At 45.8% G+C, this 23,974-nt stretch carries 26 protein-coding genes, 1 tRNA gene and 1 pseudogene; 12 read left to right on the top strand and 16 right to left on the bottom strand.

All coding sequences use genetic code 11. The features are described 5' to 3' along the window. The first annotated feature begins 39 nt into the window (after positions 1-39). Entirely contained in the window at positions 40-1,143 is a 1,104-nt protein-coding gene (aroB, locus tag CHRO_RS19405; protein WP_015155923.1) for a 3-dehydroquinate synthase, read from the top strand. Positions 1,144-1,148: 5 nt separating this feature from the next. Here the strand turns inward: aroB and CHRO_RS19400 are convergent, their stop codons facing one another. Next, positions 1,149-1,391 (bottom strand): NUDIX hydrolase, encoded by a 243-nt coding sequence (locus CHRO_RS19400; RefSeq protein ID WP_041462547.1) that lies wholly within the window; start codon positions 1,389-1,391, stop codon positions 1,149-1,151. A 185-nt stretch (positions 1,392-1,576) separates the two neighbouring features. Further along, positions 1,577-2,398 carry a peptidoglycan DD-metalloendopeptidase family protein gene (locus CHRO_RS19395; protein WP_015155922.1) on the bottom strand — a complete coding sequence of 274 codons (822 nt, stop codon included), beginning with the start codon at positions 2,396-2,398 and terminating at the stop codon, positions 1,577-1,579. Positions 2,399-2,538: 140 nt separating this feature from the next. On the opposite strand from CHRO_RS19395, the gene CHRO_RS19390 reads away from it, so the two are divergent. After that, positions 2,539-3,741 carry an HhoA/HhoB/HtrA family serine endopeptidase gene (locus CHRO_RS19390; protein WP_015155921.1) on the top strand — a complete coding sequence of 401 codons (1,203 nt, stop codon included), beginning with the start codon at positions 2,539-2,541 and terminating at the stop codon, positions 3,739-3,741. A gap of 11 nt (positions 3,742-3,752) precedes the next feature. Here CHRO_RS19390 and CHRO_RS19385 read toward each other — a convergent pair whose 3' ends face one another. The 4 genes from CHRO_RS19385 to CHRO_RS32610 form a co-directional block, all read right to left on the bottom strand. Further along, positions 3,753-4,094, bottom strand: coding sequence for a DUF760 domain-containing protein (locus CHRO_RS19385; protein WP_015155920.1), 342 nt, complete (start codon positions 4,092-4,094; stop codon positions 3,753-3,755). A 529-nt stretch (positions 4,095-4,623) separates the two neighbouring features. Continuing rightward, a complete protein-coding gene (scpB, locus tag CHRO_RS34870; protein WP_041463315.1) occupies positions 4,624-5,139 on the bottom strand; it encodes an SMC-Scp complex subunit ScpB in 516 nt (171 codons plus the stop codon). 350 nt (positions 5,140-5,489) lie between these two features. After that, positions 5,490-6,596, bottom strand: a complete 1,107-nt coding sequence (locus tag CHRO_RS19375) for a peptidylprolyl isomerase (RefSeq protein WP_015155918.1) — start codon at positions 6,594-6,596, stop codon at positions 5,490-5,492. After that, positions 6,547-6,708, bottom strand: a complete 162-nt coding sequence (locus CHRO_RS32610) for a hypothetical protein (protein ID WP_015155917.1) — start codon at positions 6,706-6,708, stop codon at positions 6,547-6,549. The genes CHRO_RS19375 and CHRO_RS32610 overlap by 50 nt, the downstream gene beginning before the upstream one ends. Before the next feature lie 142 nt (positions 6,709-6,850). Here CHRO_RS32610 and efp point away from each other — a divergent pair, with 142 nt between their 5' ends. The 3 genes from efp to CHRO_RS19360 all read left to right on the top strand — a co-directional run bounded on the left by efp (position 6,851) and on the right by CHRO_RS19360 (position 8,485). Then, positions 6,851-7,411, top strand: coding sequence for an elongation factor P (gene efp / locus CHRO_RS19370; RefSeq protein WP_015155916.1), 561 nt, complete (start codon positions 6,851-6,853; stop codon positions 7,409-7,411). A 69-nt stretch (positions 7,412-7,480) separates the two neighbouring features. Then, complete coding sequence (gene accB / locus CHRO_RS19365) at positions 7,481-8,050, top strand: acetyl-CoA carboxylase biotin carboxyl carrier protein (protein ID WP_015155915.1); 570 nt, start codon at positions 7,481-7,483, stop codon at positions 8,048-8,050. An 81-nt stretch (positions 8,051-8,131) separates the two neighbouring features. Continuing rightward, positions 8,132-8,485, top strand: coding sequence for an ArsR/SmtB family transcription factor (locus CHRO_RS19360; protein ID WP_015155914.1), 354 nt, complete (start codon positions 8,132-8,134; stop codon positions 8,483-8,485). 87 nt (positions 8,486-8,572) lie between these two features. On the opposite strand, the gene CHRO_RS19355 is transcribed toward CHRO_RS19360, so the two are convergent. The 3 genes from CHRO_RS19355 to CHRO_RS32605 all read right to left on the bottom strand — a co-directional run bounded on the left by CHRO_RS19355 (position 8,573) and on the right by CHRO_RS32605 (position 10,453). Further along, a complete protein-coding gene (locus tag CHRO_RS19355) occupies positions 8,573-9,199 on the bottom strand; it encodes a GerMN domain-containing protein (RefSeq protein ID WP_015155913.1) in 627 nt (208 codons plus the stop codon). A gap of 76 nt (positions 9,200-9,275) precedes the next feature. Further along, positions 9,276-10,094, bottom strand: coding sequence for an LmeA family phospholipid-binding protein (locus CHRO_RS19350; RefSeq protein ID WP_015155912.1), 819 nt, complete (start codon positions 10,092-10,094; stop codon positions 9,276-9,278). A gap of 110 nt (positions 10,095-10,204) precedes the next feature. Further along, the gene (locus CHRO_RS32605) at positions 10,205-10,453 is read right to left on the bottom strand and encodes a hypothetical protein (protein ID WP_181824204.1); all 249 of its coding nucleotides are present in this window, start codon (positions 10,451-10,453) and stop codon (positions 10,205-10,207) included. Positions 10,454-10,579: 126 nt separating this feature from the next. Between CHRO_RS32605 and chlP the strand changes: the two genes are divergently transcribed. Then, positions 10,580-11,800 carry a geranylgeranyl reductase gene (chlP, locus tag CHRO_RS19345; protein WP_015155911.1) on the top strand — a complete coding sequence of 407 codons (1,221 nt, stop codon included), beginning with the start codon at positions 10,580-10,582 and terminating at the stop codon, positions 11,798-11,800. 391 nt (positions 11,801-12,191) lie between these two features. Here chlP and CHRO_RS19340 read toward each other — a convergent pair whose 3' ends face one another. Together CHRO_RS19340 and CHRO_RS32600 are read right to left on the bottom strand one after the other, a co-directional pair. After that, a complete protein-coding gene (locus tag CHRO_RS19340) occupies positions 12,192-12,941 on the bottom strand; it encodes a response regulator transcription factor (RefSeq protein ID WP_015155910.1) in 750 nt (249 codons plus the stop codon). 94 nt (positions 12,942-13,035) lie between these two features. Next, on the bottom strand, positions 13,036-13,236 hold the full coding sequence (locus CHRO_RS32600) for a hypothetical protein (RefSeq protein ID WP_181245495.1): 201 nt from the start codon (positions 13,234-13,236) through the stop codon (positions 13,036-13,038). Here CHRO_RS32600 and CHRO_RS19335 point away from each other — a divergent pair. Further along, positions 13,172-14,371 carry a YheT family hydrolase gene (locus CHRO_RS19335; protein WP_015155909.1) on the top strand — a complete coding sequence of 400 codons (1,200 nt, stop codon included), beginning with the start codon at positions 13,172-13,174 and terminating at the stop codon, positions 14,369-14,371. The two genes, CHRO_RS32600 and CHRO_RS19335, sit on opposite strands and share 65 nt — an antisense overlap. Before the next feature lie 100 nt (positions 14,372-14,471). Here CHRO_RS19335 and CHRO_RS19330 read toward each other — a convergent pair whose 3' ends face one another. After that, positions 14,472-15,959 (bottom strand): DNA phosphorothioation system restriction enzyme, encoded by a 1,488-nt coding sequence (locus CHRO_RS19330; protein ID WP_015155908.1) that lies wholly within the window; start codon positions 15,957-15,959, stop codon positions 14,472-14,474. Positions 15,960-16,526: 567 nt separating this feature from the next. Between CHRO_RS19330 and CHRO_RS19325 the strand changes: the two genes are divergently transcribed. Next, complete coding sequence (locus tag CHRO_RS19325) at positions 16,527-17,573, top strand: glycosyltransferase family 2 protein (protein WP_015155907.1); 1,047 nt, start codon at positions 16,527-16,529, stop codon at positions 17,571-17,573. Between the two features lie 97 nt (positions 17,574-17,670). Here CHRO_RS19325 and lexA read toward each other — a convergent pair whose 3' ends face one another. After that, positions 17,671-18,282, bottom strand: a complete 612-nt coding sequence (gene lexA, locus CHRO_RS19320; RefSeq protein ID WP_015155906.1) for a transcriptional repressor LexA — start codon at positions 18,280-18,282, stop codon at positions 17,671-17,673. Between the two features lie 166 nt (positions 18,283-18,448). Next, the gene (argF, locus tag CHRO_RS19315; RefSeq protein ID WP_015155905.1) at positions 18,449-19,366 is read right to left on the bottom strand and encodes an ornithine carbamoyltransferase; all 918 of its coding nucleotides are present in this window, start codon (positions 19,364-19,366) and stop codon (positions 18,449-18,451) included. A 316-nt stretch (positions 19,367-19,682) separates the two neighbouring features. Here argF and CHRO_RS19310 point away from each other — a divergent pair. The 4 genes and pseudogenes from CHRO_RS19310 (at position 19,683) to CHRO_RS19295 (ending at position 22,353) form a co-directional block, all read left to right on the top strand. Next, positions 19,683-19,754: transfer RNA gene (locus tag CHRO_RS19310), tRNA-Thr, on the top strand. Between the two features lie 271 nt (positions 19,755-20,025). Further along, positions 20,026-20,865, top strand: a pseudogene (locus CHRO_RS31310) (IS1 family transposase). A gap of 157 nt (positions 20,866-21,022) precedes the next feature. Further along, the gene (locus tag CHRO_RS19300; RefSeq protein ID WP_015155904.1) at positions 21,023-21,343 is read left to right on the top strand and encodes a cupin domain-containing protein; all 321 of its coding nucleotides are present in this window, start codon (positions 21,023-21,025) and stop codon (positions 21,341-21,343) included. Positions 21,344-21,588: 245 nt separating this feature from the next. Then, entirely contained in the window at positions 21,589-22,353 is a 765-nt protein-coding gene (locus tag CHRO_RS19295; RefSeq protein ID WP_071925490.1) for a serine hydrolase, read from the top strand. Positions 22,354-22,485: 132 nt separating this feature from the next. Here the strand turns inward: CHRO_RS19295 and CHRO_RS29860 are convergent, their stop codons facing one another. Then, positions 22,486-23,625, bottom strand: a complete 1,140-nt coding sequence (locus tag CHRO_RS29860; RefSeq protein WP_015155902.1) for a relaxase/mobilization nuclease domain-containing protein — start codon at positions 23,623-23,625, stop codon at positions 22,486-22,488. Further along, on the bottom strand, positions 23,622-23,957 hold the full coding sequence (locus tag CHRO_RS19285; RefSeq protein ID WP_015155901.1) for a plasmid mobilization protein: 336 nt from the start codon (positions 23,955-23,957) through the stop codon (positions 23,622-23,624). Before CHRO_RS19285 ends, CHRO_RS29860 begins: the two co-directional genes overlap by 4 nt. Positions 23,958-23,974: the final 17 nt, after the last annotated feature.

The raw sequence follows: 23,974 nt of genomic DNA, 5'->3' as shown, positions 1-23,974 counted from the left end.
CCCTCCGCCCCTCTGCTTCCCTGCTCCCTCATAACTGATATGCATGTAATTGACGTAAATATTCCCCAGCAGGCTTATAAGATCGCGATCGCAGCGCCAGGATTGGATCGTCTAGGTGAGTTGATGAGCGAACTCAACCTGGGGAAAAAGGTTTTGCTGGTTTCTAACCCAGCGATTTTCAAACAGTATGGGGAAAGGGCGATCGCTTCTTTGCAAGCGGCTGGTTTTGATGCCACTAGCTGTATTCTTCCAGCTGGAGAACAATATAAAACTCTCACTTCAGTTCAAAAAATCTACAATGCAGCCCTAGAAAAGCGCTTAGAACGGTCTTCAACCTTGGTAGCTTTGGGTGGTGGTGTGATTGGCGATATGACGGGTTTTGCCGCTGCTACGTGGCTGCGAGGAGTTAATTTCGTTCAAGTTCCTACTTCTCTACTAGCAATGGTAGATGCAGCCATTGGCGGGAAAACTGGCGTGAATCACCCTCAAGGCAAAAATTTGATTGGGGCATTTCATCAACCAAGATTGGTTCTCATCGATCCGCAAGTCCTGCAAACTCTCCCTGCAAGAGAATTTCGCGCGGGAATGGCAGAGGTAATCAAATATGGTGTGATTTGGGATGCAGAGTTATTTGTCCAAATGGAACAGAGTAAGCGCCTAGATCAAATGCGCTATTTGGGTGCAGATTTACTTCAGAATATTCTCAACCGTTCTTGTCAAGCAAAAGCTGATGTGGTGAGCAAGGACGAAAAAGAAGCAGGACTGCGAGCAATTCTTAATTACGGTCATACTATCGGTCATGCTGTAGAAAGTTTGACTGGTTATCGTGTCGTCAATCACGGGGAAGCTGTAGCGATAGGAATGGTAGCCGCTGCTCAAATTGCTGTAGCACTAGGAATGCTTTCCTCTGAAGATGCTATTCGTCAAGATGCATTGATTCAGAAAGCTGGTTTGCCTACACAGTTACCAACAGGGATAGATATTGAAGCAATTATAGATGCTTTGCAAACTGACAAAAAAGTGAAAGACGGGAAAGTAAGGTTTATTTTACCTACCCAAATTGGTGCGGTTGAGATTACCGATAAAGTGACAGCAGATCCAGTTCGCCAGGTGCTACAACACATGCGATCGGTTGGAAAATAAATTGCTTAAAATAATTGAAATTTGCCACTGCGCTTGTATTCTTGAAATTTTTTGAATATGGGCATATCTGTTAACATTAAAGGAGGCAAATGCTTCAAATCAAAAAAATCTAATGCCAACGATTCCCCATCCAAACAAGCTAGACTTCCCTCCCACTCGGTAGCGTGCAGAATTAGAATAAAGTTTTGAACGCGATCGCCATTTGAATATGCTACGGTTTCTATTTTAGGGTTAGAACTGAATCCCACCGCTTCAAAGCGTTTAACATATAAAAATGTATTGGTTAGGTTCTAGAAAGTACCAAAATTGCTGGTCGGAATGCTTCTTAAATATTTCTGAGATTACCGCAAAATTAAAAATAAACCGATCGCCTTCACTGCAAAATTATTGAGTTTGTTTCGTTTTAACTTTTAACTTTTGACTTTTGACTTACTTAACGTTTTGCTACCTTTAAATACGCTGTCGGATCTTCTGCTACCCAGCCTAAATCAGAAGCGTAGCGGATTTCAAAATGTAGGTGAGGTTGAGTAGATGTAGGACTACCTGTAGTCCCTACTGCCCCTATTACCTGCCCCGATTTTACAGTTTGACCAGCTTTAACTTTTAGATCTCTCAGTTGAGCGTAACGGCTTTGTTTACCCTCTTGGTGGTTAATGACGACTAAATTGCCATAAGCCCCTTGTTCGCCAGCAAAAGCCACAGTTCCCGCCCCTACTGCTTTCACGGGGGTTCCAACAGCAGCTTCTAAGTCTAAACCACTGTGAAAGAAAACTTTTCCCGTACTGGCATTCAACTGCCAGCCATAAGCCAAAGCTACTGTCGCTGCTTTTGGCAAAGGATACTCTGTTAGAATCCCTTTGGCAGTATTAGAAGGCGGCTGGGGCGACCAGTTCACCCCAGGAACGAAAACCTCTTTGGCAACTGGTTGACAGCCGTTGGCTTCAAACAAGACATCAGAACGAACTTGATACCTTTCGGCTAGCTGCTGCCATGTTTCTCCTGGCGTGGCATTGACTTTGATGCCGTTATAGGGAGGAATAACTATCTTACTGCCAACTGGCAACTTTCCCTTTGGCAGATTACGACTTTGCAAAATGGGATTCATTCCGATCAGAGTAGCTGGAATAAGATTGTATTGTCGAGCTATGCTGTCTAAAGTATCGCCTGGTTTGACTGAATGGCGAATTAGGCGAGATAAAGCAGCTGGGGGACAAGTTGTCGTCTGACTAGTGCCGTTCGGATTGGCTTGAGCCATTATTGGAATAACACATTCTAAAAGTGTTGCTAGTAGGAGTAGCCTCCAGCACGAAATCTTAAGGTGGAAGGCGTGTAAGGCTATTGCTCGATCGCACTTAGTAATTAGCATCTACGTTTCTGGCTATAGGCGCAAAATTTATGGGTTTGTCGTTAAAAACACTGGCTTTCTCTTCTACTTTACTTGTCTTGGGTGGCAGTGCTGGTTTTTGGGGCAGTCGCTATGTCGATTTGCACTTCTCTCCCCAACCAAACACGATTTCTGTTGCCGTACCACCAACTACTTCAGGAGGACAAACACCGTCAGTGGGAGGATTAGCAGTCGCAAGCGATCGCAATTTTATCGCTACTGCCGTCCAGCAAGTGGGACCAGCTGTCGTGAGAATTAATGCGACCCGTAAAGTTGCCAATCAATTACCCGAAGCATTTAACAATCCTCTATTCCGCCGCTTTTTTGGCGGACAGAAACCGATCCCCGACGAAAGAATCGAACGCGGGACTGGTTCTGGATTTATTCTCAGTCCTGACGGTCGGTTATTGACCAATGCCCATGTCGTCTCCGAGGCAAGAACGGTTCAAGTCACGTTGAAAGACGGTCGCACATTTGAGGGCAAAGTTGTCGGTGTCGATCCGGTCACGGATGTTGCTGTTGTCAAAATTAACGCTCGTAATTTGCCGCGAGTCAAGCTCGGTAACTCAAAAAATTTAATTCCCGGGCAGTGGGCGATCGCGATCGGCAATCCTTTAGGCTTGGATAACACCGTCACGATTGGCATTATCAGCGCTACCGACCGCACGAGCGCCCAAGTTGGCGTACCGGATAAGCGCGTTACATTTATTCAAACTGATGCGGCAATCAATCCTGGTAATTCTGGCGGACCCTTATTAAATACTGAAGGGGAGATCGTGGGTGTCAACACGGCAATTCGTACCGATGCTCAAGGACTCGGTTTTGCCATTCCCATTGAAACTGCTGCCCGCGTTGCCAATCAGTTATTTAGCAAAGGACGCATTAGCCATCCTTTTTTGGGGATTCAAATGATCGATTTAACCCCCGCATCAAAAACTGAAATCGCTCAGGAAACCGATTTAAAGGTTGAAATCGATTCTGGCGTACTCATCGTGCGCGCGATCGCTAAATCTCCGGCGGCTCAAGCTGGGCTGCGGGCGGGAGACGTGATTCAAAAAATCAACGGCAAGACGGTAGCTAAATCGTTACAAGTTCAAGAACAGGTGGAATCAACGACCTTGGGAACAACTTTGACACTAGAAGTCAATCGCCAGGGTGCGATTCAGACTTTTCATGTCAAACCAGGCGCTTATCCCGCCGACGAACTCAGTTAGGCTATCAGCGCTTAATCTCCACCATTAGACTCTTGAGGCGAGGTAGCGGCATCAGCTAAATTTTCTAGCTGCATTCTTTGTTCCATTTGCCGCAGAAAATATCCTGTCATCATGGCTGATGCTAAAATTCCTGCTAGATTCTCGCGATCGGTCACGATTTTCACGTTGAATTGCTCTGAAGGTAACATTCCTACCAGCCCTTGGACGTTTTGGGAGATGATTTGTTGAATGTCTGGGCTGACAGACTTAGCAACGCGGGCTAGAATTTCCGGCGATTGCTGTTGGAGATATTTCAACAATGAGTTAGCTTGCGTTTCTTCGCGATCGCTCAAAAAGTCAGGATTAAAGGTCATAAGCAGTGTCTTGTTGCTGTAGTATCGAATCTATGGGATTGAGGATTTTTCTATACTAAAAACTAATAACTAAGTGCTAACATTTAGCTATTGTAGCTTTCACGCTATGGCAACTCATTTTCTTTACCTGCGCTGGGAATGCGGTTTGCTTTACCGCTCGGTCAAACTTTCCTGCCTGGGTAAGAGCTAGAACCATTTTTGGTACGTCAACTAATCCCGATCTCTAGATCCAACACTCGCGTTTCGGTGTTTTCTCAGCTAGAGCTAGACCTGTTGCAGGCAAACCTTGCGGACTAAAATATTAATTTTTTTTACTGATTCATTAAATAAATTGTATCAGATGTTTTGAGGATCGAATAGAGAGTTTACGTCCTCAGAATAGAGCAAGATAGTAAAAAACTAGTAACAATCGGCAAAATGAGATTAACAACCGCAGAATCGAGCGATTTTACCTGAAACAAGCTAGAGAAAAGAGATATTTGCCCTAGTCCTGATGTTTGCTCAACGAGATAAATTACTTTCAATCCCCTCAGCTATCTTCTAAATCGTCAGCCAACTCTAGCTGCTGATACTTAGATTGCTTGCGTTCCTGCCCCAGAAGTTGCGGTAGTTGTTCGACTTGGAAGTATTGATGAAATTTTTCGGTTAATTGAAGTAGGGAGGAGCGAGAATCTGACTGGCGGCGTTTGCGGACGAATCCTTGTTCTACCAATTCTTGAACGTGTTGGTAAGCACTAGAGCCGCGCAGCTCGACGAGTTGATTTTGAGCAATTGGGCTGTGAAGGGCGATCGCTGCTAACGTGCGTAAAGCCCCGACTCCAAGTTCGAGAGGAATTAACCTCTGTACCAAGTTTTGAAAACCAGAGCGCAGTTGCAGGCTGTAACCTGTAGGTGTTTCGACAACCTCTAAGGCGCTGTCGCGACGGGCGTAGTCTTCAATCAGTTCGATCAGTCCTTCTTCAGCCGTAGGGCGATCGCACTGGGCGTATTCGGCAATTTCTGCGACTGATAGCGGTTTGCCTTTTAAGTAAAGAATTGCTTCGATTTGGGTTGATAGTTTGTGGGAAGTCGGGAGTCGGGAGTCGGGAGTCGGTAGGGGCGGGTTGCCAAACCCGCCCGTACGGGAGTCGGGAGTCGGGAGTCGGGAAAGAGCGGTGCGTGGTGAAGCGGGCGGAAGCGGAGGTTTCCTCCGCATTGGAGCCGCGTCGTGGTACGTGGTAAGTGTTTTTTCTCCCTCAGCTCCCTGGGCTCCTTGGGCTTCCTCAGCTCCCTCAGCTCCCTCAGCCCCCTCAGCCCTCTTTTCCACTGGCTCTTCTGCGGGCGGGTTTAGCTGAATTTTTTGTTTGTCTTTAGGCATATCTGTTAAACCCGCCCCTACAAATCCCTACTCCCTAGTTATGCTACTTGGGGTTGAACTAATTTGTCTGCACCCTGGATGACTTTAGCTGATTCGATTTTGTCACCTGCTTTCAGCTTTTCTAGGACTTCTTTACCCTCGGTGACATAACCAAAGACAGAGTAGCGCCCGTCTAGTAAGTTACGTCCGGCTGGAGTTAGTTCTGGCTCAAACAAAAAGAAGAAAAATTGGGAAGAACCACCGTCAGGCTCAAATTCCGGTCTTGCCATTGCGACTGCACCGTAGGCAGAAAAGGGCAATACTGGTTCGTCAGTGTAACGACCGGCTTGCTCTAATGTTACGCCGTATGTAGGTTCCGAATCGCCTTTGACTAGAATTTCTAAAGGAACGGCGCGGTACTTACCCGTATTGGGGTCGATAAATCCTTGATCTTTACCAGGGGGATCGCCTGTTTGCAAAACGTAGGAATCTTCAGCACGGATGAATTCTAATCCGTTGTAGAAGCCCCGTTGAACGAGATCGACAAAATTACCTGCGGTGACGGGGGCGCTGTAGCCGTCTACAACCACAGTAATGTCACCTTTATTGGTTTTAAATGCGATTGTTGCCCGTCCTTTGAGTTGAGGCAAGTTAGAGTATTGAGCGGGGACTTCATAGGGAAATTCTTTGACCATCAACTCTTCTAACTCGCTAACTAAATTGAGTATGTTAGCGCGTTCGACCCAGATATTTTCTTTATCTTTCTTATCTGTTGCTGCTTGAAGTTTGGGAATGCCATCTTTAATTTGAGCAATTATCTTTTCTGCTTGAGGCTGGCGCTCTGCGGGAACGCTACTCAGAATTTTTTCAGGATTAGAGATTGCCCTAGAAGCGCCTTTGAGGTCGTTAGCGATCGCACCCCAACGGCGGTTGGCTCGCAGTTGATTGGCAATATCTTCTAAACTTGCTTGCAGTTGCCTGACGGGTTGGTTGTCAATTGGCAAGGCGTAACGCAACAGAGCTTTACCATCAGTGATGGCATTTCCTGCTGGTAGTGCAGCGTAGGAGGTAGGAGTCCAGGCTGCTGCACTTAGGCTCCAACAAAACGCAATCATACTAATTGCGATCGAAATATTTTTTAGCCAGCGTTGGCAAAATTTTGTCATGATCTAGCTCTGATAAGGGGTATGCTGCGAGGAATTTTTGCTCTCCATCGCACTGCGGCGATGGCAGGGCGCGGATACGCGCAACGCGATCTTCGCGCATAACTTCGCGCATAACTTAGTGAGACCCGATCGTCATTTTGCCATACAGAGTGGTGCGTGAAATGCCTAATCCCTCACCCCTAATCTCTAACCCGACACAAAGGAGGTAAAATAGATTGCCGATTGTCCTGCACGATGAGTGAGTCTATTGTTCCATGATTTCTAGTAATGACTTTCGACCAGGCGTAAGTATTGTCCTAGATGGATCTGTTTGGCGGGTGGTGGAATTCCTTCATGTAAAGCCAGGGAAAGGCTCGGCTTTTGTGCGGACAAAGTTAAAAAACGTCCAGTCTGGTAGCGTAGTGGAACGAACCTTCCGTGCTGGTGAAACAGTTCCCCAAGCCACTCTAGAAAAGAGTACGATGCAACATACCTATAAAGACGGCGATGATTTCGTCTTTATGGAGATGGAAACCTACGAGGAAGCGCGATTGACGGCAGCACAAATTGGCGATCGCGTCAAGTACCTCAAAGATGGCATGGAAGTGAATGTCGTCCGCTGGGACGAGCAAGTGTTGGAAGTAGAATTGCCTAATTCTGTCGTGCTAGAAGTCGTGCAAACCGATCCTGGCGTGCGCGGTGACACGGCTACGGGTGGTACTAAGCCTGCTGTTGTCGAGACTGGCGCTACTGTTATGGTTCCTTTATTTATTTCTCAAGGGGAACGCATTCGGATCGATACCCGTAACGATACTTATCTCGGTCGGGGAGAATGATTGCTTTTAGGAGTCATTTGTCATTTGTCATGTGTCATGAGTGGAATGACAACAAATGACTGATGACTGATGACAAATGACATTGAAGAGGGATTTGCTGTGTCACTGGATTTAAATGAAATACGTCAACTCTTGTTGGCGTTGGATCGAACTGAAATTGAGGAACTCACCCTAAAAACTCAGGAATTTGAACTGACAGTACGTAAGGGTACGGGTAGTCAAAGTGCTGCACCTGCATCCGCTGTAGCAGGAGACAGCAGTAACCTAAGTACAACGGAGTTACACTTCGATTCTGCTAAAATGCCTGCTGGCATGGATTCAGTTTCTCGCCGAGTTGATTCTACTGCGATTAATTCCACCACAGTCTCGATGGCTGCGTCAGCACCCGTAGAACAAAAGTTTGCAGAAATTCCTTCTCCTATGGTAGGAACTTTTTATCGCGCTCCTGCTCCAGGCGAACCGCCATTTGTAGAAGTTGGCGATCGCATTAGATCCGGTCAAACTGTCTGTATTATCGAGGCGATGAAGCTGATGAACGAAATTGAAGCCGAAGTATCTGGACAAGTCATGGAAATTTTGGTACAAAATGGCGAACCAGTGGAATACGGACAGCCACTGATGCGCATAAACCCCGATTAATGGTTAACTACTTTAATTACCAGTTAACTATTTGGCATCACTGCCAACTATCTTGCGACATCTTTCTACGGGTCAGTTCTAATGAAATTAACCAAGCCTGTACCTCCAGAGGTTATGCAACAAGTAGCAGAGTATTTCAGCTTGTTAAGCGAACCAATGCGCCTACGGCTGCTCAGCCTGTTACGCGATGGTGAAAAGTGCGTTCAAGAATTGGTGGATGCAACTCAGACTAGCCAAGCCAACGTTTCCAAACATTTAAAAATCATGTGGCAGGCAGGCATTCTCAGTCGCCGTAGTGAAGGCACTTCCGCCTACTACCGCGTTGAGGATGACATGATCTTCCAATTATGGAATCTTGTCTGTCATCGACTTGCTACCCGAGTCGAACATCAAGCCCGCCAATTTCGGGTACTCAATGGAAATGGAAAACGTTGAGGGGTTAACTATGCCACAGTTTGCTGCCAGCGATCGCTCGATCTCTCGATCGCTGCTAATTTCATAATTCTTATCAAATGTAGCAGGCTAAAGTGTAAAGTTTTCTCCTAAACTTTGGCGCGTCAGCGGTTGCTCTAACTCTAAGCCTTCGCCGCCTAAAACTTCCAGCGGCTCTCCTTCCACCTCAATCCAAACTTTGGCACTTGGATCGAGACTTGTTGCCGTGTAAATCACCTGTGCTACTCGCCCTGTCATAGCAGTACTACCGCCACCAGCGGTGAAATCTTCTGATAAATTGACGTGAATTCCATCTTTCTCCACCTTTAGATCCCGCAGTGTTGTTCCTCGGGGAATGGTAGTACTGACAGATCCATCTTTTGGACCAGAGAGTAAGTTATCAAAAGCAGTTTTTAGAGCAGCCGTAGGCTGTTTTTTAATGTCAGCCGTTGTGGTGGCTGTAGTCGCAACCAGCTGCTGTCGTACTCCACTTCCCTTGAGCCAAAAGACTTCTACCTGTTGTTGTGCGACTGGTGGAGTTTGCTGCTTTGGCGCTTCTTGAATCCCGCTAATTGGTGGCGCAATTGGTCGAGTTGGTTTTTGGTTCGATTGCCAGTGCCACCAAGCTGCGCCGCCTCCTGCTGTCACTGCTACTGCCGCAATTCCTGCAACTAAGCCGCTAACTGGAATTCGGCGATTTTGTTGTTGTTTAACCATAGGGATAGTTCTCCTTGGGTGGACGCGAGATCGGTGAGATGAGGAGGCAAATTAGCAAATTATATATTAGCTGAGTCTATAACTTAGAATTCTGCAATGAAGGATTCTGCAACAAAGAGGAAGACGGATCGACGCGCACAAAAGTCACCAGATCTAATTTTTGGGCTGCTACTTTTAATTGTAAGATTCTCACTTGCAGTCCGTACACTTCCAGGCGACGGAAATCGAGTTCTTGGCTGAGATTCATGGCGATTTCGTCTACGATATTCTGAGCGACTGCTTCTCGATCGACGGTAACTGTTGGTTGAACTAGTTGAATTTGTCGCCCCCCTTTTACCGCTAATCCTGACTCAGCTACAATTGCCAGTGGCTCGTCGTCATCCTCTGCGGCTAGTTGGACTTGAAAGCGCAAACGATTGTTGGCTAGTAGTTCTAGTCGTGGATTGACAAACTTATAGTTAGAGGTAGACTCAGAGCGATCGCCCCCCAACTCTGGAATCACAAATGCCTGAATTTGCGCAATCAAGGTGGGTAAGGCTTGGTTGAGGTCTGATTGCTCTAGCAGCAAATGCACTCCTGCATGGAGCGATCGCCGTAATTTGAGCTTTTGCTTTCCTAGACTGCGCGGCTCGACATCAATCGGATCGGTTTCTAGTTCTAACCCAGCAATACGGATATTCTGCTGCTTTAGCCTTAAGCCTCGTCCAGCTAAGCGCACCCTTTCCACCTTACCTTGTAGAAGTTGGTAACTAGGCGCATTGTCTACTCGCACTTCTAGCCGCTCTGCGTGTTGCAATTGAGAGCGAATAGCATTTTCTGCCGTTCGATCTACAACTAACCCTGCCGGAGTCACTAAACCAAGTATGCCAGACAGAAGAATCGTAAAAAATTCCATTATGCGTTCATTTCAAGGCATTTAGGCGATTTTTAGACTTCGATATTAAGTGTTCAGACTCAAACTATACTAGGTTTCTGGATTTGTTTAAATTCTTAAGTTTAGCTTAATCAGCGATCGCGGCGCACGACTACCCGCTCTTGCAACAGTAGTGCGCGATCGCACTTGGTGTGGAATATGATGAGTGATGCGTGGTACGTGGTGCGTGGTGCGTGAAGAAGGGGTGTGGGGTGTAGGGTGTAGGGTGTGGGGTGTGAATTTTGAATTTTGAATTTTGAATTTTGAATTTTGAATTTTGAATTGCTCCCTGCTTCCTGCTCCCTAATAACTGACATACACAAAGCCAGCTCAAAAGACATTAAATATATTTACAAAAGTTTTAAGCTCTGTTGCAAATTTGCCCGATCTGCTGCCACAGTCGCCAATTCGGGCAAAAGACCGTGATACGATGCATTTTTAGCGATTTGAAGTTTGGGAGAAAAACTTTGACTCTACGGGTTGCTGTCGTTGGTTCGGGTCCAGCAGGTTCCTCCGCCGCAGAAGTCCTAGCCAAAGCTGGCATCGAGACTTACCTAATTGAACGCAAGCTGGATAATGCCAAGCCTTGTGGCGGTGCGATTCCTCTATGCATGGTGAGCGAGTTTGACCTCCCACCAGAAATTATTGACCGTCAGGTACGACGGATGAAGATGATTTCCCCCTCTAACCGCGAGGTGGATATCAATTTGGTTAATGAAGACGAATATATTGGAATGTGTCGCCGCGAAGTGCTGGATGGATTCCTGCGCAATCGGGCGGCGCAGTTGGGCGCAATTTTAATTAATGCCACAGTTCATAAACTTGATTTTCCGACAAATAGTAAAGAACCCTATACCATCCACTATGTAGACCACTCAGAAGGTGGGACGCAAGGTGTTGCCAAAACTTTGAAGGTGGATTTGGTTATCGGTGCGGATGGGGCAAATTCTCGGATTGCTAAAGAAATGGACGCGGGGGACTACAACTTCGCGATCGCATTTCAAGAGCGCATCCGTTTGCCTCAAGATAAAATGGCGTATTACCAAGATATGGCGGAAATGTACGTTGGTAACGACGTTTCTACCGATTTCTACGCTTGGGTATTCCCGAAATACGACCACGTAGCCGTAGGTACGGGGACGATGCAGGTCAACAAAGCCAGCATCAAGCAGCTGCAAGCTGGTATTCGCGCCCGTGCAGCGAGAAAATTGGCTGGGGGTCAAATCATTAAAGTTGAGGCGCACCCCATCCCCGAACATCCCCGTCCCCGTCGCGTTGTTGGCAGAATTGCGCTCATTGGCGATGCTGCTGGTTACGTCACGAAATCATCAGGTGAAGGAATTTACTTCGCTGCTAAATCTGGGCGGATGTGTGCCGAAACGATTGTGGAGTTTTCCCAAGGCGGTAGCCGCATTCCTACAGAAGATGACCTCAAGGTTTATCTCAAGCGTTGGGATCGGAAGTACGGCATAACGTACAAGGTGTTAGACATTTTGCAAACTGTTTTCTACCGTTCCGATGCAACTCGCGAGGCATTCGTGGAGATGTGCGCCGATTTAGACGTACAAAAGCTAACGTTCGATAGCTATCTCTACAAAACTGTGGTTCCAGCTAATCCCATCACTCAGTTGAAGATTACTGCTAAAACGATTGGTAGTCTAATTCGGGGTAATGCTTTGGCTCCTTAATTGGGGCGATCGGTTTTTGATTTGTAAGGGCGTACAGATAGATGCGCGTCCTTACATTTTTTTTGCTTACGTTAGACAATGCGTAGCAATTCTAATTGATTTACCAACATTTTTCTGTAGAGACGTTACATGTAACGTCTCTACATATGATGGGGCGATAAATATTTTGAGAATGCTTTGAGCAGGATTGCTTATTTTTATTTCTTAAGTTATTATTTTTTTAATTCAAGATTAAAAGTAGTATCAGTTTTAAAAAATCGGACTATATTTCTATTATAAAAAACATAATATCAGAAAAGTAAGCAAATGCAGATGAAAACAACTGCATTTCTCCTGAAAACTAGAGCAAACAATCAAAGTTAACTCTAGCTATTTTTGTAAAAATATGGACTTATTCGTGACTGCTCCCGTGAGCTACAGCTACTTCCTCTACTTGCTCTACGCTAGGTAGTTCCAAGCAGTAGCCCGCACCATAAACAGTTTTAATATAACGAGGGTGGCGGGGATCTGGTTCTAGCTTGGTTCGGAGGTGGCGAATGTGGACGCGAATAGTTTCAATATCATCGTCAGGATCGTATCCCCAGACTTCCTTGAGAATGTCGCTAGGCGAAACAGTCTGTCCGTGACGCTGAAGCAAGCAGTGGAGTAACTCAAATTCTAGGTGGGTCAATTTGACAGTTTCAGTAAACCAGATAGCTTCAAAACGCTCTGGAACCAGAGTTAGAGGACCGTAGTTGAGGATCTCGCTATGCTTGGCTGCTTGAGGGATGCGATCGGTACGCCGAAGTAACGCACGGACGCGAGCTAGCATTTCTTCAACTTCAAATGGTTTCGTCAAATAGTCATCTGCGCCTGCATTGAAACCTTCAACCTTATCTTGAGTTTGGCTAAGGGCTGTGAGCATGAGTACGGGAATTTCAGCCGTCCGTTCGTCGCGCCGCAAACGCTGGCAAACTGTAAAGCCGTCTACTCTAGGTAGCATCAGATCGAGCATAATTAAGTCTGGCTGCAACTGGAGTGCGAGAGCCTGTCCCTTAATTCCGTCTTCTGCTTGACTGACATCGTAGCCAGCCATTTCTAAGTTCACGGCAACCAATTCGGAGATTGCTGGATCGTCATCAATTACAAGTATTCGTGCCATTATTATTAAATCAGATTAACAAATGTTAATGAACAATAAGAACCTTGGGCAGATACAAAGATTGCTGTACTGATTATACGGATGATTCTAAAGATTAGCTATCGCTCATGTGGTGAATGTTGTAACAAAGTGATGAAAATTGAATGCGATCGCCGAGTTTGAGAGGTAAGAGGCGATAGACAAGAGGTAAGAGTTCGCTGACAACTGACAACCGATCACTGATAACTGAAATGCATCGAGGAAAATTGAATTCTAACTTTACGCCGCCTTGGTGGTTGCGCAATGGCTTAGCCATGACAGTTTACACTGCGCTTTGGGCAAGCAAAGACTGGGAAAAAACGACTAGCCACCCAGAGCCGAATTATGAAGCAGTTATTTTTCACGGTGCTGGGGAAGTACCAATCTTTGGTTGGGTAGCAATTCCTGAAAATCCCAAAGCCACGATCGTTGGGACTTATGGTATTACAGGTACTTTAGAAAATCAGTGGTTTTTAAGACTTTTAGGACGCAAAGCTTTTGCTCAAGGCTATGCTGTAGTGCTATTTGACTGGCGGGCGCACGGTAAAACAGCTCAGTTATCGCCAACTTTAACTTCTGATGGGTTATATGAAGGAGAAGATTTTGTTTGCATCGCCGCTCAAGCAAAAGCAATGGGTTGTCCCGCACCATTTTGGTTTACAGGCTTTTCCCTCGGCGGGCAATTGGCTTTGTGGGGAGTGAAAGCAGCGCAGGCTCTAAAATTCGGGAGTCAGGAGTCAGTAGGGGCGGGTTTGGAAACCCGCCCGTACGGGAGTCGGGGAGAAGAGGACAAGGGAGATAAGGAGGACAAGGAGGACAAGGAAGCAATTCTAGCCACCAGTCACCAGCAACTAGCCACTAGCCACTCACCCCACTCCCTAATCCCGCAGGACATTGCTGGGGCGGCGGTGATTTGTCCGAGTTTGGATTCAAATCGGTCGCTATCTTATTTGGTAAAGCACCCATTGGGGAGAAAGTTGGAACAAGCGATCGCCAAGCAGTTGAAAAAATTGGCATGGCAGATCTACGAAGCACATCCAGGCGCGATCGATCCTACTGCGATAGAAAAAGCTAATAGTATTTGGGGCTTCGATAACGAATTGGTAATTGAGAAATTGGGGTTTCCTTCGGTAGAAGCTTATTACGAGGCAAGTAGCGGTTTGCATATATTGCCGCAGTTACAAAAACCGACACTGATTATTTATGCTGCTAACGATCCAATGTTCGATCCAACAATCGTGCCAGACTTGCAAGCAGCGTGCGATCGCAATCCTCAGCTCGATCTACTGTTAACTCGCTACGGCGGACACGTCAACTACATGAGCGATCGCACCTGTCAGCAGCATTTTGCCGATCCCGATCCGTGGTGGGCGTGGAATCGAGTTTTGGAGTGGATTGATAGTTATCAGTAAAGAGTGGCTAGTGGCTAGTGGCTGGTGACTAAAATTGCTTCCTTGTCTCCCTTGTCTTCCTTGTCTCCCTTGTCCTCCGACTCCCAACTCCCGATTCCCATCAAACATCCAGCAAGCCATATTTTTTCTGCAAATCGAGCAATTTCATTCTGGCTTCTCCAGCATTGTCAGCTAAATCGGCAAATTCGATAAATCGGCGGAGTTCTTTGCGCAGAAGATTGCGTTCGACTTCCCATGTATCGCGATCTAATTCTGGGGGCAAAACGATCGCGTCGAATAATGTAGCGCGTTCCTTACCTGGATGAGGGCGTAAAATTCTGCCGCGTCGTTGTACGAATTGGCGCGGATTACTGCTACTAGCCAGAATCACGGCGGTTTGGATGGCAGGGATATCAACACCTTCATCTAAACAACGAATTGCTACTAAACCTTGCAGTTCTCCTGTTTCAAATTGACGGCGCAATTTTGTCCGTTCTGCTAAAGGGGTGTCAGCGGTGTAAGTGTTGACGCGATAGCCGAGTTCCACTCCTAACATTCTGACGACAGCTGCAATCTGGCGATCGCTTGCCGAGCTACGCTCATCTTCAGTTTCAGTCGTTCCATCGCCACAATAAAATAGGGTGTGGGATGTATCGCGACGGTTTTGCATTAACTGTCGTAAAGCATCAATCTTATTGGCTGCTGCGCCAACTAATCTAGCTCTCTGCATCAATAATGGCGTAATATCGCTTTCTGTACCATTTTCTTGGGATGCGATCGCCCAGCCAATTCTCGTTGTCAGTTTTGCATAGGCTTGCGCTTCGGTAGCAGTCAGATCTACCAAAATCGGATAGTAAAGATAGCGGACTAATGCCCCTTGTTGAATGGCATCAGCTAAAGTGAGTTCTGGTTGTAGGACTGTGCCAAAGTAGTCGAAAATAAATTCCGTGCCTTGCTCGTCGAAGTATCTTTCTGGTGTAGCAGATAAACCCAGGCGCAGTCCGATTTGGCGGGGTAGACTTTGCTCTAAACGAGGCGCACCGAGGTTATGCGCCTCATCGCCAATTATTAGAGTTTTTTCTGGGAAATATTTCAATTGAGATTGAAAGCCTTCGCCAATTAGAGTTGAGTTGGTCGCGATGACAGTAACAAAAGGCTGACTGCCAGCACGGACATTATATAGTCCTGTAGATAGCTGACTTTGCCACTGTCGAAGACTTTCAAAGCCTAAAATCGGCTGCATCCCAAATTTTTTGGCTTCTGTCGCCCATTGGGTGACGAGATGACGATAGGGACAGACAACGATTAAAGCTTGCAAGCCAATTGTTTGATAGAGTTCGCAGGCGATCGCTAAAGCTGTAATTGTTTTACCGCTACCCGTTGCCATTTTCAACGTTCCCCTACCGCGATTGGCAAACCAATTAGTTATGGCTTGGCGCTGATACGATCGCAACTGTAGCGATCGGGGTATTCTCGGACATCCCGGTATCGGTAAGGATTTTGGTGTCGTCTGGGGTTGGTACTTCCCCCGTTCTTCCTTGGCAACAACTAATTTTAACTGCGATCGGGCATCAAGCTGGTATTTGACTGAACTCTGTGTAAGATACATTGACTTTAAATCCCATCTGAAGCAATGCGCTTGAAGAACAGAAGCATGACTAGCTTTAATGTCATAATTTATACCTTTATGGTAGTATAGTTTTCTATCTACAAAAAAGTTTGTCACAAATAACTCAAATTGAATCTACCAGGATCGATATTGGTAGCCATTATCATTTGATCCTCAATTAGTTAGTTCGTAGCTGCTCAAAGCCTATGCTTAAAATCAGAGTTAGCCATGCTGTTTTTTTTTCTCGGATTCTAGTATAATTTGCCATATCAAATTTCAAGATCAACCGTAAAAATTTCATGTGACTTCAAAGCTGAGATCGATAAATTCTATACGAGTTCTAGTTGCATACTGGTAGCGATTGCTGCTACAGATTTTGTATGCAATTAGTCAGGTTCAATTTTAATACAGGTTATCAAAAATAAAAAAAATACAAGCGACCGCATAAAATTATGTTTGATTTGAAGAGAGTTAAAGCTTAAATTTAGCTTTCCAAATAAACTTTCGTAAAGTCTATTTTTTCTAGTGGTGGGCTTCATCCGAAGCGGAGTCAGTTTAAAAATAAAGATGCTCAGCAACAACACAGATTGCAGTTTAACCGAAGTCAAGAAAAGCTCAAATGCCATCGATCCACTTCCTCCAGATGTAGATAGACCAATGTGGTCTGTGATGATTCCCATATACAACCGCACAATATATCTGGAGCAAGCGATCGCCAGTGTTATAGAGCAGATGCGAGAATATGCAGCAGAGCGAATTCAAATTGAACTGATTGATAATTGTTCTACTAACCCTGAGATTGAATTTCTGATTCAGCGATTAGCTAAACAGCACAGAATTTCTGTTTACAGACAGCCTCAGACCGTCAGCATGGTTGAAAATCTCAACACTTGCATTCGTCGCGCTCACGGTCATTTAATTCATATTCTGCACGATGATGATATTGTTTTACCAGGATTTTATCAGTCTTTAGAAGCAGCATTGACCCAAGAACCAAGTATAGGTGCAGCGTATTGTCGGCACGGACATATTGACGAGAACAATCGGCAGCAAAATTATTTATCTTCATTAGAAAGAAGTACATCTGGTATAATTCCTAACTTTCTAAAACGCATTGCAGTATACTCGCTTGTCGATCCACCAGCGATGGTGGTTAAGCGCAGTGTTTACGAACACTTGGGTGGCTTTCGTCCAGAATTGTATGGTGCTTGCGACCACGAAATGTGGCGGAGAATTGCTGCACACTACCCTATTTGGTTCGAGCCACAAGTACTAGCTTGTTTTCGCGTTCACTCTAGGTCCCAGACTTCTGCCTTTGTGAGAACGGGAAAAAACATTGTCAATATGCGTCAGAGTATTGAAACTACCCGCTCGTATTTACCAAAATCCACAGCCGAGCGCATAGCAAAACGAGCGATGGAAGAATGCGCTTTATATGCTTTAAGAAATGCTTTCAGAGTGCTTAGTAGAGGCGACATAACCGCTACAAAAGCTCAAATTCGAGAAGCTCTCAAGTGTAGTTACTCCTTAAAAGTCATAGTTGCACTATTCCTAGTGCCTTTCTTAGCTGTAGCTAGTAGCCTCAAGCGATATTTGGAGCAGAATAGGGAGTAGGGAGAGTGGCTAGTGGGCTAGTGGCTAGTGGCTAGTAATTTCTCCCTCTGCTCCCCTGCTCCCCTGCTCCCCTGCTCGTACGCCTACTCCCTGTTCCTTAGTTATAGCCGCGCCACACGCCTAAGAGAACGCCTTGCAGTTGGACTTGCTTGGCGGCGATCTCTATCGGCTTGTATTTAGGATTAGCAGGTTTGAGCGTCACGCGATCGCCACGAAGATAAAAGCGTTTTAAAGTCGTACCGTGTCCGTCTACTCTAGCTGCAACGATCGTGCCATTTTTTACCTGTTCTGGATTGGCAACTGGACGCATGATTGCGAGATCGCCTTCCGTAATTAAATCTTCAATCATGCTGTCACCAATCACCCGCAACGCAAAAGTTGCAGGTGGTAAAAATAGCTTTTCAAAATCTAGGTGTTCGACAGCATCGGTAAACGGTTCGACCAAACCGCCAGCTGCGATCGCACCCAGAACTGGGATACTTTGTTGGGGAGATTGGGATTGTAAAATGCGGATCGTCCGTGCTTTACCTTCCGTCCATTCAATGTATCCTTTGGCGCGTAAATGTTCCAATCGACTTTGCACGGGTGCAGGCGATTTCAAATTCATCGCTTGCATCATCTGGCGAATTGAAGGTGAATGCTGGTATTGCCGCACGTATTCTGCTAACCAGTCATATAGTTCTTGTTGAGCTACCGTTAGGGGTTCCATAGTTTAGTGTGTTTCAATCGCGATATAGACCTCTTAGAACAGTCGTACTACAAAATTGCCCCTAATGGCAAAAAAAAGTTTTTGTTTGGTAGTTGGTAGTTGGTAGTTGGTAGTTAGTAATTGGTAATTGGTGATTGGTAATTGGTGATTTGTCACGCACCACTCACTAAATTCCCAACAAACTAGCTAGTAAAGCTTTTTGAGCGTGCATTCGATTTTCAGCTTGATCCCAGACTTTAGAGTGAGAACCTTCTATGACATCGGCGGTTATTTCTTCGCCGCGATGGGCTGGGAGACAGTGTAAAACGATCGCCTCTGAATCGGCAAGACTTAACAATTGTTCGTTGACTTGGTAGGGTTGAAAGATTGGAATGCGGGAATTAGCTTCTGATTCTTGTCCCATACTCGCCCAAACATCGGTATAAAGGACGTGCGATCCTTTAGCTGCTGCTTCTGGATCTTCTGTTACGGTAATTTCAGTGTCTGGTAAGGCGATCGCTTTGGCTTGCTCGACAATTTCTGTTAAAGGTTTAAAATCGGCAGGAGTGGCAATTCTGACATTCATACCTACCAAAGCACAGCCCAACAGCAAAGAATGAGCGACATTGTTACCATCACCTACATAAGTCAAAGTTAGTCCCTTCAACTTACCAAAACATTCTTCTACCGTCAGCAAATCTGCCAAAATTTGACAAGGATGTTCGCGATCGGTGAGAGCGTTAATCACAGGAATTTTGGCATAGTGGGCAAAAGTTTCTAATTGTTGCTGCTCAAAAGTCCGAATCGACAGAATATCTAAATATCGATCTAAAACTCGTGCTGTATCTTCTACAGGTTCGCCGCGGCTAACTTGAGTTGTTGTGGTGTTAAGATCGATTACCTGTCCGCCTAATTGATACATTGCTACAGTAAAGCTGACGCGAGTGCGAGTGGAAGCTTTGTAAAATAGCAATCCTAAAACTTTATTGCACTGAGGCTTTAGCTGCCCTGATTTTAACTGCGCTGCCAGTTGTAGCAATGCTGTAACTTCCTCTGAAGTTAAATCGGCAAGACTTAGTAAATCTCTTCCCTTCAACTCTGCCATGCTGCCTGTAGTAAGTAAAGAACTGTACTAAACGAAAATTGACACAGCTTGCCTTGTTCCGGTTTATTGCTGTGTCAAAAAAGTACTGATTCTTTAGAAAGTAGCAGATTTTTTGGCACATAGCACGGCTAGTTAGCTTGAATCTCCTGACATAATCCTGTCGGTTTCTCCTGTAGAGACATTACTAACGTCTCTACAGGAGAATATTTTCTGTGGCAGGCACAAAATTTTGTTAGCAGCGATCGCGCTATTTGCTCAAAAGAAGCATGACTACTCTTGCTAAAGACTGACAAAATTTGCTATCGTGATTTATTGTGCTGGTGTAGCTCAGTGGTAGAGCAGCTGATTTGTAATCAGCCGGTCGCAGGTTCAAATCCCGTCACCAGCTTTTTTTTCTGCCCCTTGCTAGAAAAGTATTTTAGCCTCTAGTCCAGTACTCGTCAGAGTTAGGGGCGCATATAGGCTCGTGACGCGCTCTCGACACCAGCGACTTAAATCGGACACAACCGTCGAAAAAACATCACGATCGGTCAAGATTTTAGTAAAGAATTTAGTAAAGATGGTAGTCTCAAAAAAGCCAAAACAGAAGGTTGTGCGTCAGGAAAGCGTGGGACTGATATTATGTTTTAGGAAGAAAACTGCTTTTATTCCACGAAGCCATGCCTTGTCCCCTGTGTAGTCACGATAAGATCCATAAACAAGGGTTTAACGAGCAAAGGCAGTCAAAGATACCGCTGTCCAAACTGCAAGCAAACATTCACGCTATACCTTTGACACGATTTACTATCGGCGGCAAATCAGTGAGGAGAAAGTGCGGATTGTCTTACAGTCACATTGTGAAGGAACCAGTCTGCGTGGTATTAGTCGGGTGAGCGGTCTATCCTACAACACAGGAGCCAGTCTGGTTCGAGCCGCAAGTCAAAAAGCTCAACGCATTTCATAATGCCGAGGTCTCTTCTGTTGATACGGATGCCGTTGCTGCCGATGAAATGTGGTCGTTTGTCCAAAAAAACAGAAGCACTGCCTACCCGAAGAACTTGAAGTCGGAGACTGCTGGATAGCGCTCTCGTTTAGCCCAGCTAAATGGCTTGATTTTATCTGGTCGTGTAGGCAAGCATAGCGACTCCTTAGCAATTGAGTTAGTGGCTAGTACCCTTCGGCTTGACTAACTGTACCGAATGGCATACAGACAGTTGGAAAGGTTATGAGCGAGTGCTAGGCGATTATGAAGTAGAGCACTACATTAGTAAAGCCTTGACGCAAAAACTGGAGCGCACTAATGGTTCCCTTCGGCAACAGACAGGACGTTGGCATCGAAGACAAAACGCTCTTTGGCAAGATTTGGGAGCAGACGAAAGTCACTTTGCGTTTGATCGTCGGCTACTTCAACTGGATTTGGGTGCATTCTCGTGCGCGGAACCACGGCGGCTCAACGTGCAGACCTAACCTCAGAACCTTGGACTTGGCGAAATATTGCTGTTTATCCCACACTTTGCTGAGGCACAACCATCGGTCTTTATCAGTCGTTTGGCTTCCATGTCTACGGGACTGAACAAGAAACCTTTTCAAGAGATGGGCAATTTTACGACGAGTACTTGATGACTTTAGAATTGAACTCGGACAATGACCATAGTGTATACCAAAAGGGGAAATTGAATGATTGTTAAAGCACAGGAGGCAAAGCATAGTGTTTTTCAGGGTGTGAACTTTGAGGTTCTGGCAGTTGGGGTGGAGACAATGGTCACAAAGATGCATTATGAACCTGGTAATTTTGTTTCTTTTCATTCACATCCGAATGAGCAGAGCGGTTATGTCATTTCAGGTAAATATCGTCTAAATGTTGGAGATCGAGAAGATATCTTAACCACAGGCGACAGCTATTCCATTCCTGCGAATGTCCTTCATAGCATTGAGGTTTTGGAGGCTGGAGAGGTGGTTGATGTTTTCACTCCGCCTAGAGAAGATTATCTAAGATAAACTATCAAAGCATTACGGTCATGGCATAACAATCCGCTTGCACACCGACCGTATAGAAGTGGTTGGTTGAGAACGAGATGCTGTTTGCGGCGGGTGAAGCGGAACGTTCGACCGCTAAGAACTATGGATGAAGGCATTAATTTGAAAGCTATTTATGGAGTCAAGTCAGATTGAAGCGATTGCGAGGGGAAGGGGATCGAAAATAAAATAATTAAGGCGGGATGTCCAAGATGAAGCTCCATCATATGAATCAGATTGATTTTCAGCCTCTCGTTGCTAATTTTCAAGGCACTACAGGGATCATCATTAAAACGCTCGATTCAGGGTCATGCTTTCAGTTCAACCCCAATCTTGTATTTCCTGCGGCAAGTCTGATCGAGCTTCCTATCCTATGGGAATTCTTTCACCAATGTGCAACGGGTTCGCTCGATTTGGCAGAAGAGATCGAGTTGCAAAGTGAGGATATGGTCATCGGTTTTGGGATTCTGCGACAACTCAAGCCTGGGTTGAAATTGTGTTTATACGATTTAGCAGTATTAATGACTGTCGTTAGTGATAACACAGCAACTAATCTCTTGATTGACAAACTTGGTATTGATAACATCAACGATTCAATTCAGCGCATTGGACTTACGCACACTATCTTGCAATACAAGATGTATGATTCTATCAGCACAAGTCAAGATAATCTGACAACTCCCAGTGATATGCTTCGGATGCTGGAGGCTTTTATACAGGATAAGCATCTGCTAAGTAAATATGGCGACGAGCCGCTAAAAATCCTGGAAGGGCAGCAATGTAAAAATAAGCTGCATCTTGGTATCCCGAAGGGGGCACGATTGGCAAATAAAACAGGCGAAACGCTGGGAACCGAACATGACATTGGTGTGTTGTTGGGGCGCGAGGAAACAGTAATCATCGTAGTCATGACTACGGGTCTATCCGAAAACTATCAAGGAATTGAACTTTGTCGAGATGTTGCAAGGCTTGTTTATCAAAATACGTTGTGAGGATGAAGCGCACGCGGTCGAACACAGCGTTGGAGCGGCAAGTAGAAGTTTTCTGTCTACGTTTTGGTTCTCTCCGTTGCCGCTCAACTCTGCCGTTAGTGCTCCAAGGTGTGCGATCGCCTGCCTTGCGAATCACAAATCTACATCACCAGTTGTTCTTGTTGTTCCGCCACTTCTTCTAGTTCTTGGGCAGTTGCAATAGCTGTTTGAGAGATGTAGCTCACGTAATCGCTCTTCAGACACAAGATATTTTTGCTTGGGCAGCGTCTCCTTCAATAGCCGCACGCGATCGCTTTGTGTCATCATTGCTTCTACCTCATCAATCGCCTCTCCCTGCTTGAGCGCCAGGATAGCTATAGCAATGTCGATATCATTATGATTGCTATCTCTAAATGCCTCTTTCTGGCACACCCGCTCTCGTAGTACCGAGTGCCGTTCTCGCAGTTGCCATTTGCGCTCTTGGGCAACGAGATCGCTTGCCATTGCTGGCGTTTCTGCATCTGGCGATCGCTGTTGTGTTTCCCTTGCAGGAGCAGAAAGGTGATTTTGAATCTGCGTCCAAGCATAGCCGCGTCCGATCTGCCTTCCTTGAAACGGCACGCTGCCAAGTTTGTAGGAAATCCCTAGAATTTTACCCCGTTCGTCCCGTCGCAACTGCACCTCAACTTCCTGCGCTTCAAGGCGAGCTATAAATTCCTGTAAGCAAGGTTTTCCCTGCAATGCTTTAGAAATTAGCTGCTGTAACTTGACTCGTCGGCTCACCTCACCAGTACGCCGATACCTGCGGACTTCTCCAGTATGAGGCGATCGCTCCTTTTTACTCCAGCTAGGCACGACTGGTTTTAACTCAAACTGCTGTTCCAGTTGACGCACTAGCACTTCACTGCGGCGGTAATTCCAAGCATCGCTCACTGTAGAGCCGTCAGTAATCCTAATCCGACTGGCAATAATGTGAATGTGGTGATGGTGAGTGTCGGTGTGACGGTACACTACATACTGAGAGCCATGAAAGCCCATTCCCTTGGTGTAGGCATCAGCAATTTCATTCCAATGGCGATCGCTCAACTCCTCATCTGGCGCTACTGATAAGGTGGCGTGGTAGACGCATTTCTTGACTCGAAAGTTTAAGTCTCGCGAGATCCGAAACTCTGCTGCCAGTTGCGATCGGCTTTGCCCTGCCATATTACCACCAATGCGTTGCGCCCCTTCCTTGCCACTAACATAGGACAGGACACCTGCAAAGTTGCTCCCCAACACCTGCTTGGCAATCACAATTCGTCTCCAAAGCCGAGTAAGTCCTGCCTCACCTGCACGAGCAGCTGCTTCAATGGCTCTATGACTTCACTCCCAACAAGCGCCAAATCGCGGTTAGGCTGGGCTTCTAATAGTCTGTAGATTTCTCCAAGCTGGTAATAAAGTTGGCGGTTGACTTGGGGTACAACCTGGCGTTGCTTTTCTATTACTGGAATAGAAAGCGCTACATTTCGCATAAATGCGCTCAAACTTAAATCCCCAGCTTTTTTAGCAGCAGTAGCTATTTGTGCTTTCTCTTTAGGAGTAAGTCGAACGCGAACTATTTGGTTTCGTAATGTATCTTCTACCACCACTCGCCTCAAAATCT

It is taken from the genome of Chroococcidiopsis thermalis PCC 7203 (assembly GCF_000317125.1).
Taxonomy (GTDB): domain Bacteria; phylum Cyanobacteriota; class Cyanobacteriia; order Cyanobacteriales; family Chroococcidiopsidaceae; genus Chroococcidiopsis; species Chroococcidiopsis thermalis.
This window is presented reverse-complemented; position numbering and strand designations above follow the sequence as displayed.

What these genes read in the sequence shown, in the direction of transcription:
- accB (WP_015155915.1), top strand. Translation starts at nt 7,481, where the DNA reads ATGACAAATGACATTGAAGAGGGATTTGCTGTGTCACTGGATTTAAAT.
- CHRO_RS19355 (WP_015155913.1), bottom strand. Translation starts at nt 9,199, where the DNA reads ATGGTTAAACAACAACAAAATCGCCGAATTCCAGTTAGCGGCTTAGTT.
- CHRO_RS19360 (WP_015155914.1), top strand. Translation starts at nt 8,132, where the DNA reads ATGAAATTAACCAAGCCTGTACCTCCAGAGGTTATGCAACAAGTAGCA.
- CHRO_RS19395 (WP_015155922.1), bottom strand. Translation starts at nt 2,398, where the DNA reads ATGGCTCAAGCCAATCCGAACGGCACTAGTCAGACGACAACTTGTCCC.
- CHRO_RS19385 (WP_015155920.1), bottom strand. Translation starts at nt 4,094, where the DNA reads ATGACCTTTAATCCTGACTTTTTGAGCGATCGCGAAGAAACGCAAGCT.
- CHRO_RS19330 (WP_015155908.1), bottom strand. Translation starts at nt 15,959, where the DNA reads ATGTATCTTACACAGAGTTCAGTCAAATACCAGCTTGATGCCCGATCG.
- CHRO_RS19340 (WP_015155910.1), bottom strand. Translation starts at nt 12,941, where the DNA reads ATGGCACGAATACTTGTAATTGATGACGATCCAGCAATCTCCGAATTG.
- CHRO_RS19375 (WP_015155918.1), bottom strand. Translation starts at nt 6,596, where the DNA reads ATGACAAAATTTTGCCAACGCTGGCTAAAAAATATTTCGATCGCAATT.
- CHRO_RS32600 (WP_181245495.1), bottom strand. Translation starts at nt 13,236, where the DNA reads ATGGCTAAGCCATTGCGCAACCACCAAGGCGGCGTAAAGTTAGAATTC.
- CHRO_RS19390 (WP_015155921.1), top strand. Translation starts at nt 2,539, where the DNA reads ATGGGTTTGTCGTTAAAAACACTGGCTTTCTCTTCTACTTTACTTGTC.
- CHRO_RS32605 (WP_181824204.1), bottom strand. Translation starts at nt 10,453, where the DNA reads ATGTCTTTTGAGCTGGCTTTGTGTATGTCAGTTATTAGGGAGCAGGAA.
- CHRO_RS19350 (WP_015155912.1), bottom strand. Translation starts at nt 10,094, where the DNA reads ATGGAATTTTTTACGATTCTTCTGTCTGGCATACTTGGTTTAGTGACT.
- CHRO_RS19300 (WP_015155904.1), top strand. Translation starts at nt 21,023, where the DNA reads ATGATTGTTAAAGCACAGGAGGCAAAGCATAGTGTTTTTCAGGGTGTG.
- CHRO_RS19295 (WP_071925490.1), top strand. Translation starts at nt 21,589, where the DNA reads ATGAATCAGATTGATTTTCAGCCTCTCGTTGCTAATTTTCAAGGCACT.
- aroB (WP_015155923.1), top strand. Translation starts at nt 40, where the DNA reads ATGCATGTAATTGACGTAAATATTCCCCAGCAGGCTTATAAGATCGCG.
- CHRO_RS19325 (WP_015155907.1), top strand. Translation starts at nt 16,527, where the DNA reads ATGCTCAGCAACAACACAGATTGCAGTTTAACCGAAGTCAAGAAAAGC.
- CHRO_RS32610 (WP_015155917.1), bottom strand. Translation starts at nt 6,708, where the DNA reads ATGCGCGAAGTTATGCGCGAAGATCGCGTTGCGCGTATCCGCGCCCTG.
- efp (WP_015155916.1), top strand. Translation starts at nt 6,851, where the DNA reads ATGATTTCTAGTAATGACTTTCGACCAGGCGTAAGTATTGTCCTAGAT.
- CHRO_RS19335 (WP_015155909.1), top strand. Translation starts at nt 13,172, where the DNA reads ATGCATCGAGGAAAATTGAATTCTAACTTTACGCCGCCTTGGTGGTTG.
- lexA (WP_015155906.1), bottom strand. Translation starts at nt 18,282, where the DNA reads ATGGAACCCCTAACGGTAGCTCAACAAGAACTATATGACTGGTTAGCA.
- argF (WP_015155905.1), bottom strand. Translation starts at nt 19,366, where the DNA reads ATGGCAGAGTTGAAGGGAAGAGATTTACTAAGTCTTGCCGATTTAACT.